At 54.7% G+C, this 11,693-nt stretch carries 11 protein-coding genes; 4 read left to right on the top strand and 7 right to left on the bottom strand.

The features are described 5' to 3' along the window. Positions 1 to 4 precede the first annotated feature (4 nt). Together ACR0B7_RS11310 and ACR0B7_RS11305 are read right to left on the bottom strand one after the other, a co-directional pair. Positions 5 to 820 carry an ATP-binding cassette domain-containing protein gene (locus tag ACR0B7_RS11310; RefSeq protein ID WP_170389034.1) on the bottom strand — a complete coding sequence of 272 codons (816 nt, stop codon included), beginning with the start codon at positions 818 to 820 and terminating at the stop codon, positions 5 to 7. A gap of 1 nt (position 821) precedes the next feature. Further along, positions 822 to 1,946, bottom strand: coding sequence for an ABC transporter permease (locus ACR0B7_RS11305; RefSeq protein ID WP_170416025.1), 1,125 nt, complete (start codon positions 1,944 to 1,946; stop codon positions 822 to 824). Positions 1,947 to 2,183: 237 nt separating this feature from the next. Between ACR0B7_RS11305 and ACR0B7_RS11300 the strand changes: the two genes are divergently transcribed. From ACR0B7_RS11300 to ACR0B7_RS11290, 3 genes are all read left to right on the top strand, one after another. Beyond that, a complete protein-coding gene (locus ACR0B7_RS11300; RefSeq protein ID WP_170416023.1) occupies positions 2,184 to 3,716 on the top strand; it encodes a sulfatase-like hydrolase/transferase in 1,533 nt (510 codons plus the stop codon). 124 nt (positions 3,717 to 3,840) lie between these two features. Beyond that, on the top strand, positions 3,841 to 5,706 hold the full coding sequence (locus ACR0B7_RS11295; RefSeq protein ID WP_480681611.1) for a PAS-domain containing protein: 1,866 nt from the start codon (positions 3,841 to 3,843) through the stop codon (positions 5,704 to 5,706). Continuing rightward, positions 5,706 to 6,407 (top strand): response regulator transcription factor, encoded by a 702-nt coding sequence (locus ACR0B7_RS11290; RefSeq protein ID WP_170389038.1) that lies wholly within the window; start codon positions 5,706 to 5,708, stop codon positions 6,405 to 6,407. Before ACR0B7_RS11295 ends, ACR0B7_RS11290 begins: the two co-directional genes overlap by 1 nt. A 118-nt stretch (positions 6,408 to 6,525) precedes the next feature. Here ACR0B7_RS11290 and ACR0B7_RS11285 read toward each other — a convergent pair whose 3' ends face one another. Further along, positions 6,526 to 7,074, bottom strand: a complete 549-nt coding sequence (locus ACR0B7_RS11285) for a beta-barrel domain-containing protein (protein WP_480681491.1) — start codon at positions 7,072 to 7,074, stop codon at positions 6,526 to 6,528. Between ACR0B7_RS11285 and ACR0B7_RS11280 the strand changes: the two genes are divergently transcribed. Next, positions 7,073 to 7,918 carry a dockerin type I domain-containing protein gene (locus ACR0B7_RS11280; RefSeq protein WP_170485901.1) on the top strand — a complete coding sequence of 282 codons (846 nt, stop codon included), beginning with the start codon at positions 7,073 to 7,075 and terminating at the stop codon, positions 7,916 to 7,918. The two genes, ACR0B7_RS11285 and ACR0B7_RS11280, sit on opposite strands and share 2 nt — an antisense overlap. Positions 7,919 to 7,967: 49 nt before the next feature. Here the strand turns inward: ACR0B7_RS11280 and ACR0B7_RS11275 are convergent, their stop codons facing one another. The 4 genes from ACR0B7_RS11275 to ACR0B7_RS11260 all read right to left on the bottom strand — a co-directional run bounded on the left by ACR0B7_RS11275 (position 7,968) and on the right by ACR0B7_RS11260 (position 11,623). Then, positions 7,968 to 8,978, bottom strand: coding sequence for a DUF2955 domain-containing protein (locus ACR0B7_RS11275; RefSeq protein WP_170576782.1), 1,011 nt, complete (start codon positions 8,976 to 8,978; stop codon positions 7,968 to 7,970). Continuing rightward, complete coding sequence (locus ACR0B7_RS11270) at positions 8,968 to 10,032, bottom strand: HlyD family secretion protein (RefSeq protein ID WP_170416016.1); 1,065 nt, start codon at positions 10,030 to 10,032, stop codon at positions 8,968 to 8,970. Before ACR0B7_RS11270 ends, ACR0B7_RS11275 begins: the two co-directional genes overlap by 11 nt. Continuing rightward, positions 10,029 to 11,108 carry an AI-2E family transporter gene (locus ACR0B7_RS11265; RefSeq protein WP_170416014.1) on the bottom strand — a complete coding sequence of 360 codons (1,080 nt, stop codon included), beginning with the start codon at positions 11,106 to 11,108 and terminating at the stop codon, positions 10,029 to 10,031. Before ACR0B7_RS11265 ends, ACR0B7_RS11270 begins: the two co-directional genes overlap by 4 nt. 188 nt (positions 11,109 to 11,296) lie before the next feature. Further along, positions 11,297 to 11,623 carry a potassium channel family protein gene (locus ACR0B7_RS11260; RefSeq protein WP_170416012.1) on the bottom strand — a complete coding sequence of 109 codons (327 nt, stop codon included), beginning with the start codon at positions 11,621 to 11,623 and terminating at the stop codon, positions 11,297 to 11,299. Positions 11,624 to 11,693: the final 70 nt, after the last annotated feature.

Below are 11,693 nucleotides of genomic sequence, written 5' to 3'. Positions count from 1 at the left end.
GCTTCTACCTGTCCTGCCCCTTCTCTTGCGCAGCGCGCGCGCGGGGGCCCGTGAAATATTCCTGCACCCAAGGATGATCGACTTTGGTCATTTCTTCAATCGGACCTTCAACAAGCACGCGTTTTTCCGCAAGAACTGCGATGCGATCGCAAATGGCGTACAGGCTGTCCAGATCATGTGTGACCATAAAGACGGTTAAGCCAAGTGCGTGCTGCAACTCGCCGATCAACTCGTCATAGGCTGCAGCTCCGATCGGGTCCAAACCAGCAGTAGGTTCGTCAAGAAAAACGATTTCCGGGTCCAGAGCGAGCGCCCGCGCAAGTGCCGCGCGCTTGCGCATCCCGCCGGACAATTCGGACGGGAACTTGCCGCAACTCAACTGAGGCAGGCCAACCAAGCTGATCTTGAGGCCCCCAAGCGCACGCATCAGGCTTTCGCTCAGCCGTGTGTGTTCACGCAGCGGTGCCATCACGTTCTGCAAAACGGTCAGTGACGAAAACAGAGCGCCGTCCTGAAACGCAACGCCCCAGCGCTGTTCGATCCGGCGTCTTTCCTGTTCGGGGCCGTTCAGAACGTCAACGCCCAGCACGTCGATGCTGCCGGCCGCAGGTTTGTTCAGCCCAACGATTGTACGCAATAGAACTGACTTGCCCGTGCCGGAGCCGCCGACAATGCCCAGCACTTCGCCACGCCAGACATCGAGGTTCAGGTTCTGGTGGACAACTTGCGGGCCGAACTGATTGGTCAGATTGCGAACGCGGATGACTGCCTCGCGTTTTGCGTCGGATTTTGTTGCCTGTTCAAGGGGTGTTCCGTCCATATCAGACCCCCATGACCGAGAAGAAGATCGAGAACAGGGCATCAAGTGCGATAACCATGAAAATGGATTGCACCACCGAGGCGGTCGTGCGTTGCCCGACACTCTGGGCCGAGCCTTTGACCTGCAGCGCCTGCCAACAGGCGACGACGCCAATGACCAGCGCAAAGAAAGGCGCTTTGATCATGCCGATTGCAAAATGCCAGATGCCAGTGTTCTCTTTCAGCCGGGTCGCAAACATGCCAGGGCTGACGTCAAGATCAATCCAACTCATCAATCCCCCGCCCACCAGAGCGGCCATATCTGCAACAAAGCCGAGGATTGGCAGCATAATCAACAGGGCAACGACACGCGGGATCACCAGAACCTCGATAGGGTCTAGTCCGAGTGTCCGCATGGCGTCGATTTCTTCCTGTACCTTCATCGAGCCGATGGAGGCCGTGAATGCTGATCCTGACCGGCCAGCAACAATGATCGCAGTCAGCAGAATGCCAAGCTCTCTCAGCACTGAGATCGAGATCAGTTCGACCACGAAAATCTCGGCTCCGAATTGCTTTAGCTGTGTCGCGCCCTGAAATGCCAGAACGACGCCGATCAGGAACCCCATCAGGGCAACAATGGGGATTGCCTTGAACCCGGTTTCTTCCATCTGCGAAACCAAGGCGGCCCGGCGCAGACGATGTGGCATCAGAATGGTTCGGACAAGCCGGTGTAGGGTGAGGCCAAGAAACTCAAGCATCGAAAGGGTGTCATTCCAACCTCCGACGGTTCGTTTGCCGATGCTTTCAACCCAGTCGGTAAAGCTGCGGCGATCTGCTTCGGTGCCCGGTTCTTGTGGGATGTTTTGCGAAACCGTTTCAATCAGGTCGGAATAGGCAGGTAGAACGCCTTGAATGTGGACCTGGGCCCCAGACGTCTGGACGCGCCGGGCCAAGTCTGCGACCAGCCACGCGCCTCCGGTATCCAATGCGTGAACGTCGGTAAGGTCCACGACGACGTCGCTGCCGTCCGGCTGGAAAGCCGAGAAGGTTTTTTCGACGCTGCTCAGCGATTGTGTCAGCAGGTCGCCAGACACTTTGAAGTAAACGCCGTTGGCATCCCTGTCAGATTGTATCGTTGGCTGCGTCATGGCCGTATGTGATGTGAAACGGCGGTGTGCTGCAACGCATTTTTTGAAGGCGAACTCATTTCTGTGGCTTGGGAATGACGTTTGCAAGAAGGGCCAAGTGCCCGGCACAAGCGGCATATCAGATCCTTGTGCCTTTCATAGGTAATCGGATTGAGGCGATGACAATCCTGTTGCCCGAAATACGGAACCGCGACAGAGTTCGCCCAAGACCACGTCTACGGAATCATGGAGAGTGGAATGAGGCGCGCGGGGAATGTCCTGTTCATCATCATCGATCAATTGCGGGCGGATTGCCTGAACGGAGCATTGGCAGCGCATGTTGAACTGCCGAATTTGCGCGAGTTCATGGCGGACTCGGTTTCCTTTGACCGACATTTCTCGGTGACGAACCCATGTGGGCCGTCCCGGGCGTCAATTTTGACCGGGCAATATGCGATGAACCATCGATCCGTGCGAAACGGGACACCGCTGCGTCACGACACCCCAAACATCGCGACAGAGATGCGAAAGGCAGGGTATCTTCCGCTGCTGTTTGGGTACACTGACACGTCGGCTGACCCACGGGTTCACGATCCATCCGACCCTATCCTGAGGTCATACGAAAACGCCATGTCCGGGTTTGAAGAAGTGGTCGAGATGAGGCTGGAGGAATCCTATCCTTGGCGGTCTCATTTGATGCAGAAAGGGTATGAATTCGACGACTACTGGGATGTGCATAAACCGGCTGCCCCGGACGGAAGCCCGGCCCGTCTCAACGACCCCGCGATTTACGCGGCTGAGGACAGCGACACCGCTTTTCTGACGAACGCCTTTTTGGACAATATGGCACCTCGTGCGGGGCAGGGCTGGTTCGCGCATCTGACCTATATCAGACCCCATCCGCCACTTGTGGCTCCGGCGCCGTATAACGACATGTATGACCCGTCCACGTTGCCCTTGCCAGCCGGTTATCCCGATGCAGCCAGCGAGCTGGCGCTTCACCCCTTTTTTGGGCCGACAATGGCCAAGCAGTCAGTTTCGGATTTCGTTCTGGGCTTTGACCAAGTCGAACCGACGCCCGAGAACGTGCGCATCTTGCGTTCGGTCTATCTGGGGCTGGCGAGCGAGGTGGACCATCACATTGGTCGAGTCGTCCGGTTCCTAAAGGAAAGCGGTCAGTATGATGACACATTGATCGTCATCACTGCCGATCACGGAGAGATGTTGGGTGATCGGCACAGCTGGGGCAAGATGACGGTCTATGATGCGGCATTTCACACCCCCTTGATGATCCGAGTGCCGGGCAATCAGTCCCAGGCCGGCAAACTTGTTTCTGCGCCCACTGAGTCAATCGACATCACCCCCACCATTTTGGACTGGGTTGGGCAATCGGTGCCCAACGCGATGGACGGCAGATCCCTGATGCCTTTGCTGCAAGGGGCGGTTCCAGACGACTGGCGCGACTATTCCTTTAGCGAGCTTGACTTCTCTGAGCCGGAAAAGGCGACGATCTGGCAAAAGACCTTGGGCACTGGAAACAGCGAGTCGTGCCTGGGAATTTTGCGGGACGAAAAGTTCACGCTGGTTGAGTTCGCCGCCGATCTTCCGCCGATCTTGTTTGATCACAGCAAAAATGGAGAAATGGAGAACGTCGCCACAAAACCGGAATACGCGCCAGAGCTGGCTCGACTAGGGCGTTTGATGCTGCGACACCGGATGCGGAATATGGACCACACGTTGTCGCTCCATTCGATTACGGCGAATGGGCCAATGTCAAAATCCCGGTATTGAACAATTGCGCGGCTGTTAGCCCTATTTGTCGCGTTCATGCCCCCTACACCTGCGCTGGAACCGGTGTTACGCATGTGACGCGGGGAGGGCGGAATTGAACATCACGGACGAACAGATCAAGACTATGACGACTGCCGGTCTTAACCTGATTGGTCAGGGCTTGTCGATTTATGACAGCAATCTCAGGCTGGTCGTCAGCAATCGTCCGTTTCAGGTCATGTTCAATCTGCCGGATCATCTGGTCGAGCCGGGATCAATGTTTCGGGATACCATCCAGTTTCTTGCCGAAAATGGCGAATATGGTGAAGACGTCGACGTCGATGACGTAGTCGATACTCGGGTTGCGCAGGCTTTGACGTTTGAACCCCATTACCTAGAGCGTGTTCGCGCCAACGGTCAGGTTATCTCGGTTGAAGGGGCTCCGTTGCCCAAAGGGGGGTGGGTTGCCGTCTATACAGACATAACCAATACCAAACAGGCCGAGGCGCTGTTGCGCGCTCGATCCGTCGAGCTGTCAAGCCAGCTATTGGACAGAGCCGAAGAACTTTCGGCAGCAAACCGAAAACTGGCTGCGACGAACTCGGCTTTGGAAGAGGCCAAGCGTCAGTTGACCGAAATCGAAGCCCGAACGCGTATGACGACCGAGATGATGCCAGCTCATATCGCGCATTTGGATTCCGAGGGCCGGTACGACTATTCAAACCGCCGCTTAAACTCTGTCATGACAGGTCGTCCATCTGAAATTCTGGGAATGCATGTTTCTCAGGCGTTGGGATCGGCGGCATATCTGCGCGTCGAGCCACATCTGCAAAAAGCCTATGACGGCGAAACCTCGGTGTTCGAATTCACCGAGGATCAAGGCTCAAGACGGATTCGTGTATCCTTTACGCCGGACGGTGAAGGTGGTGTCTATGTCATGTCCGTTGACATAACCGAAGAAACGCAAGCCCGCGTTGCGCTGCAACAAACCCGTCGACGCGCTATGGCCGCTCAGATGACGAGCGGTTTGGCGCATGACTTTTCCAACTTGCTGACGATTATTCTTGGGATGCAGTCTCGAATGGAAAAGATGGACCTGCCCGAATCCGCCCGCGAATTGGTGTCCGCAACCCAGCAAACTGCCCGCCGGGGCGGGCAGCTTTTGAACCGCATTGCAGATATGACCGGAAATCGGACGCCGCAGCCTAAGGCAACCGATATGCGTGGATTGCTGGAAGATTTGCGTATCCTTGCGTCGCCGTCCCTTCCGCGAGGGGTGGGCCTTTCCGTAGTGAACACGCTTCCGGATGAGGCGATGATGTTGGACCCTGGAATGGTGCAGGACGCGCTACTCAATCTTGTTCTCAACGCAAGGGACGCCTGCGGAGGGACTGGTCAGATAACGATCAGCGCCCATACGGTGGGATCAATCTGGATAGAGATTACCGTGTCCGACACAGGTCCGGGGTTTTCCAACGAAGCGCTTGAGAAAGCGCTGAATCCGTTTTTTACGACAAAAGGCAGCGAGGGTTCTGGGTTGGGCTTGCCCATGGTCTACGACACAGTGAAATTGGCCGGTGGCGATTTGAACCTGCGGAACACGCCATCCGGTGCCTCTGTCGTTCTGCGATTGCCCTATCGTCCCGCCCCTCCTGTTCAAGAAGGCTTGGTTCTCTTGGTCGAAGACAGTGATGATCTGCGAAGTCAGTTCCGGGATATGCTGGTTGAATTGGGCTTTTCGGTGATCGAGGCAACCTCAACGGACGAAGCGCTGGCGCTGACCGCTGATATCGAAGATATCGCGTTGGTCCTTTCAGATATTCGGCTTGAAGGGGAGGGAACTGGTTTGGATTTGCTGGGAAGGTTGAATTCCCGGCTTCCGTGCATCCTTATGACGTCTTTGCCGTATTCAGACCCATTGCACCGGCAGGCACTGACGCTTGCGCCGGTTCTGCGAAAACCATTCACACGGGCGCAACTGTCCGCCCTGATCCGAACCGAGGCTGCGTGATGACTCAACCGCTGGTGACCATTGTCGATGACGAGCCTGAAATTCGTCGAATTCTCACTGATGCGCTCGAAGATGCCGGGTTTAGAACCCAAAGCTTTTCACGCGCTCGCGAATTTGAGGCATCTCTAAAGCGCGTAACGCCGGATGTGTGCCTAGTGGACCTGTCTTTGCCGGACACTGATGGCCTTGCGCTGGTCCATCGTCTGGCCCTAGAGCAAGGCGCCGCGGTGATCATTATTTCGGGTCGGGCCCAGGTGCAGGACCGCGTGACGGGGCTGGAACTTGGGGCTGATGACTATATCACAAAGCCCTTTGATCCAGCCGAAGTCGTCGCACGAATTCGAGCGAGGTTAAGAACGCCGAGGTCGCAGATGACTCATTCTGACTCGGCTCGGTTCAATGGCTGGACAGCGCATTTTGACAGGTACGTACTAGAAGATACTTCTGGCGAGGAAACCCCGTTCAGCCATGCTGAAGGTGAAGTTTTGCGTCTGTTTCTTGAAAGCCCAAAAAGGCTAATTAGTCGCGCGCAGATGCAAGAAGCGTTGGGCGGAGCTGCGGGTGACAGTTTTGACCGAGCAATGGATGTCAGAATATCCCGTTTGCGAACTAAACTGGGTGAAGATCCCAAGAATCCCCGTTTGATCAAGACGATCTATGGGGCCGGATACATCTTTTTGGGCGATGTTGATTGGATGTAGTGCATCTTTCCGTTGATCAAACGCTCACGACCCCGGGGAATGAACGCTAGGTCGGGCCTGACACGCCGAGAAGTAGACTTTTGATTGACGGCTACAAGAGAAAAGGTCGTGGCCTAAGCTATTCACGCAATGCCTGATCTTTGATCTTCACTACAGGTTGCAACAAATACTCCAGAACCGTCTTTTTCCCGGCAAGTATGTCAACTTCGGCAATCATGCCCGGAATGATTTCAACGGCGACCCCGTTGGCATCCAGGATTGATTGACGGGTCTGCACTTCGACCACAAAAACTTCCTCATCGCTGTTTTCCGATCGCGTTAGTGTGTTTGCGCCAATTCGTGTGATTTTTCCGTCCAACGCTCCGTAGCGTGCGAAATCATAGGCAGTTATTTTCACTTTCACCGGTTGTCCCGCATATAGGAAAGCGATGTCTTCCGGGGGAACATATGCTTCGACCAGAAGCGCGTCGTCCAAGGGGACAATTTCTATCAATTCCTCTCCGCTGCGGGCCAGCCCCCCGATTGTCGTGCGATGAATTCTATTGACGATCCCGCGTATTGGCGACCGCACCAAAGCGCGATCCCGTAGCGCTGGTAATGCTGGCTTTAAAGCCGCAAGTTCTGCCGTTGTGACCGCCAGGTCTGTCAATGCCGGTGCGACAACCATGACCGGTGGGTCCGGCGCAGACATTTTCGTAATGCAGTTTGGCAGCGACCCGACCACGATTACGGATTTTCAGGCCGGAATAGATCGTCTGGATATGTATGACTATCCGCTCTTGCGCTCTCCGGGACAACTGGCGTTCACGTCCACGGTTCGGGGCGCAAAGATCGAATACCTTGATGAAAAGATCGAAGTGATATCCGCTTCCGGCGGACCCTTGACCGAGGCACAGGTGTTCGGGTCCGGATTTGAGGGGCCAGACCATATTCCAGTGGATTTCGGTGACTTCGGAGGACTGGATCCAGGCAGTTCAGACGGCGTTCAGGGTAACGTTACGCTTAATTCCAAGACCGACAACCCTGCGCTGACGGATGCCGAAATCAGGTTCTCATTGGATGGTGGCGGTACGGTCAGTGTCCGGGCTGATGACGAAGGACGGTTTGATCTTGGATTGCCGTCCGGCACATTCTCGGGCGAACTGGATATCGTGAAGTCCTATTCGGCTGCCAGTGCGGATATCAATGCTTTGGATGCTTTGCAGGTCTTGCGTATGTCTGTCGGCCTGAACCCAACCTGGGGTCCACCATCGCCTGAAAACCTGATTGCAGCCGACATAACGCAAGATGGAATGATAAACGCGCTGGATGCTTTGGCCATTTTGCAAACAGCGGTGGGTCAATCAACCGCGTACCGTGCAGAGTGGGTTTTCTTGGATGATAACGCCGAGCTTTCCGCCATTACCAGATCCAATGTAGACTACATGACCGGAGTGGGGGTCACAGCGGTTGATGGCGCGTTTGAAACCGACATGACCTCAATTCTTTTGGGAAACATCGAACCTTTCTAAGCCTTTTCCCCAAACCCTTGGCCCAACCTGAATTGGCGAAGAATGGTATTCACGGCGTAGCGCGCTGTTTTCGTTCTGGCCAGAATTCGTCGACGACGACATAGGCGATGATCACGAAAAACGCAGCGCTGGCGACCTGTAAGACGCGCGTAATGCTTTTGATGTCCGCCTCGTCGGAAAATGGTGCGATCGAGCCGCCGTAAACGATCAGAGCGGTCGTGATCGCCGACCCTGCAGCAGCGGCAAGCGGAATTTGTGTTTTTCCTAATGCGCCAAGGGCAATGCAAAAGAAAAAGCATAGCAGTACCGATGTCAGCATAACCGGTGCGATGACGTTTATTTCATAGCAGATTATGGATACCGCGGCCCCCAGCAAGTTCGCGGTCAACATTGCCTTGGCGACCGTTTTTCCAGCGGCGGGCAATGCAGCAAGCTGTTGGCTAAGAAGAGCCACGAAGAACAAAACAAGCAAGGCCGAAGCACCGTACACAAAGAATGCAATCGCAAACGGAACTGTGACCAGCGACATTCTGAAAATGCGGCGGCTGGTGTCAAAGTCCCGGTCGGCGGCGGCTTTCGTTTGTGCTTCGCTGGGTGGTTCGGCCGGGATCAGCACGAACATCAGAGTCGATACAAACCCCGCAAAGAACAGGTTCATTGGAATCCAGAACACCAGAACCAAGGCCAAATCCTGAGACTGTAGGACAAGGTTTGGGATCATCAACGCTCCCATTAGAGCGATGACGCCGGGCAGCACCCCGGCACCGGATACGGACCATGTAAAGGACAGCACGATCCCAATGGCGACCAACACCAGAAAAACGACTGGATAGGGCGCGAAAACCGACGATAAGAGGAAAGAGATAAACATCAATCCAATGGAAAACACGAACAGCTTTCCAAATGCCGCCAGTGGCAGGGCCATGGGTGCCTGTAGGAACAGCGCGGTGAATACCGCTCCGATAACCGCTAGCGGCCAGCCCAGGAACAGGCCCAATGCAAAAACGCCGGTTACCCCAAGCGCCAACCTGAGTACGGAGCGTTTGTCTTCAATACGCATAGGAAAGGATCGATACCAAGCGGATGTACGTGCGCCCCACAACGTTCAGCAACGCGTTGTCGCTGAGATACATGATCACATCAGCCTGCCCGTTCAACTGGAACCTAAGATCATCCTCGGCGTTTCCGGCCTCGTAGCCCGGCAAAACGATACGGACAGGAAATCGCTCGGGTTCGCGCAGAAATCCTTTGGTGCTCGGCGGGCTTGCAAGTTGGCCGGGCTCGTCACCGCCGCTGAGGGAAACAGCCGCGCTAAAGCTTTCGATTTTGCCCTGCACGATCTGACCGGGATGCATGTCCAATACGACGTCCACGGGTGACCCAATCCCGGCACGGCCAAGGTTGTTTTCGGTGAAATAGGCTTCGATCCAGACATCCGTTGCATCAAGAAAGGTCAACAGGTCTTGACCCGACCGAGCGTAAGTTCCCGGTGCGATCAGCAAGTTGGAAATCACCCCTGTTGCAGGCGCGCGCAGTTCTGTCCATTCCAGGTTCAGCTCTGCATCGGCCAAAGCTGCAAGCGCGCGCTGAATTTTGGGGTTTTCAAGCCCTTCATCCCCAAGCCGTTGTTTCGCCTTTTCCAAATCGGCCTTGGCATTTTCCAGATTTGCCTCGGACTCGGCCAACTGGCCGCGGGCGTCATCAGCCCGCGAGATAGAGATCAAACCTTTCTTCTCAAGTGCGAAAACACGCTCGGTCTGGATTCGCATCGTGTCCAAGTCGCTCTGTGCTCGGGCCAGTTTCGCCTGAGCCGCGCTCACTTCGGCTGACGACGCACCAACTTCCTGAGTGGCGGCCTCAAGATCGGCTTCGGCCTTTGCGCGCTCAATCTCATAAGGTCTGCGATCGATACGCACCAGAACATCTCCGGCGGATACGACCTGGCCGTTTTCCACCAATACCTCGGTAACAGTTCCGGTCACTTGGGGAACAATCTGAGTGGCCACCGCCTTTACCCGCGCATTGCCGGTAAACGGCGTTTTCCGGTCGGCGACCAGATACCAGATCAAAAATATGAGAATGACGGCCAGCGTCGTCCAGATTGTCTTTCTCATTCCGCAACCTCCTCGGCGGATTCCGAAGACTCTGGCGCCGGGTCGATCCAAACTTTGAACAGCTCATAGAACACTGCGAACAGTACTGGACCCATGAAAATGCCGATCAGACCATATGCCATCATCCCCCCAAGAACGCCGATCAGGATGACCAGCATCGGGGTTTCCAGCCCTTTCGAGATGAAAACAGGACGCAGAAAACTATCCATGATGCTTACAGGGATCGCAAGAACCGTAAACAACAAGGCCGCACCGCCGGACATCGAGCTCCAGGCGTAAATGATCACGGGCAGAAGAACCAAACCGGGCCCAATCTGAATGATTGAGAGAATTAGGCTCACAAAGGCCAGCGTTGCGGCGGACGAAATGCCAAAGACCGCAAGCAGAACCCAGACGACAACCGCTTGGATCGCCGCGACCCCGATTACACCTTTGGTGACGTTACGAATTGTGGCACCGGCCAGTGTCACAAACTCTCCGCCGCGTGGGGCAAAGACGCGATTGGCAAATCTTTGAAGCCCCTGAACCAGTTGAGGACCCGGCTTGAACAGAGCGCCCATGATTATGACGGATAGCGCAAGACCCAGAAGTCCGATGCCAATGCCCAACACTTTTCCGAACAGAGATTTGGTGACTTCCAAAATTTGCGCACCGTATTTGGCAAGCGCACCGTCCAGGTTTCGCTCGAACATGGTCCAGACATCCGCAATTTTGTCTCCGACCAATGGCAATTCCTTGAGCCCTTCCGGGGCCGGAGGAATTTTGAGTTCGCCGCTGTCTGCTTGTTCAGCGAAATCCGACCCCAGCTCAGCAGCCCCGGATACAGCAGTAGCGACCGGGCCAAGTGTCAGCAGAAGGCCAAGAAGAACCAAAACCGTCGCAGCCAGCGATTTTCGACCCCCCAGCTTTCCCTGCAGCCAATCGTATACTGGGTGCAGAGCTACGCAGAGAATTGCCGCCCAAATAACGACGCTTGCAAGAGGCGCGACCATGACCAAAGCGCTGTAGATGAACAATCCTAGAAACAGCAGGCGTATTGCCAGATCGACGATTTTTGCGTCTTGAGTCTTTTCCATTCCGTCCCTCCAAAGTTCTTCTTTTCTTGGATATTAGACTCAAAAAATTTTATATGTATATTTTTTAATTTTCTCGGTGATTTGTATGGGTTTGAAGAATAACCCAAAAAACCAAACGGCAATTGGTCGTTTGCGTGAGTGTCTGCACCCTCACGGTACCACCGGTAAAAGCCTTTGAACCTGACGGATTACTTGTTTTTGTCTTCGTCGTCCTGAGAAAGGATCGTGTCCGCAACTGTCGTTGCCGCTGTAACGAAGATGCCGAGGCCGACGATAATATAAACCATCGTAAAGACCTTTCCGGCGGCAGTTTCCGGCGAAAAATCCCCGTAACCAACTGTCGAAATTGTCACGACAGAAAAGTAGATCGAGTCGAGCCAGCTCCACCCTTCGATAAAATGGTAGAAAACGGATGCCCAAAGGATCATGCCGACTGTGAAAGCCAAGATGCCCTTCACTCGGCCATCTTTTAGTGCAACGCCAATGCCGCGTGTAATTCTGGTCAGTGATTTCATTGTGCCCTCGTTGTTTGTTGAAAGCACTGTAATCAGATTTTTGAATATTTCCAAAACGCCGTGTCAAAGG

The organism is Ruegeria sp. BB6, assembly GCF_056539385.1.
This window is presented reverse-complemented; position numbering and strand designations above follow the sequence as displayed.

Coding starts and splice junctions, on each gene's coding strand:
- ACR0B7_RS11310 (WP_170389034.1), bottom strand. CDS start 820: ATGGACGGAACACCCCTTGAACAGGCAACAAAATCCGACGCAAAACGC.
- ACR0B7_RS11305 (WP_170416025.1), bottom strand. CDS start 1,946: ATGACGCAGCCAACGATACAATCTGACAGGGATGCCAACGGCGTTTAC.
- ACR0B7_RS11300 (WP_170416023.1), top strand. CDS start 2,184: ATGAGGCGCGCGGGGAATGTCCTGTTCATCATCATCGATCAATTGCGG.
- ACR0B7_RS11295 (WP_480681611.1), top strand. CDS start 3,841: ATGACGACTGCCGGTCTTAACCTGATTGGTCAGGGCTTGTCGATTTAT.
- ACR0B7_RS11290 (WP_170389038.1), top strand. CDS start 5,706: ATGACTCAACCGCTGGTGACCATTGTCGATGACGAGCCTGAAATTCGT.
- ACR0B7_RS11280 (WP_170485901.1), top strand. CDS start 7,073: ATGACCGGTGGGTCCGGCGCAGACATTTTCGTAATGCAGTTTGGCAGC.
- ACR0B7_RS11285 (WP_480681491.1), bottom strand. CDS start 7,074: ATGGTTGTCGCACCGGCATTGACAGACCTGGCGGTCACAACGGCAGAA.
- ACR0B7_RS11275 (WP_170576782.1), bottom strand. CDS start 8,978: ATGCGTATTGAAGACAAACGCTCCGTACTCAGGTTGGCGCTTGGGGTA.
- ACR0B7_RS11270 (WP_170416016.1), bottom strand. CDS start 10,032: ATGAGAAAGACAATCTGGACGACGCTGGCCGTCATTCTCATATTTTTG.
- ACR0B7_RS11265 (WP_170416014.1), bottom strand. CDS start 11,108: ATGGAAAAGACTCAAGACGCAAAAATCGTCGATCTGGCAATACGCCTG.
- ACR0B7_RS11260 (WP_170416012.1), bottom strand. CDS start 11,623: ATGAAATCACTGACCAGAATTACACGCGGCATTGGCGTTGCACTAAAA.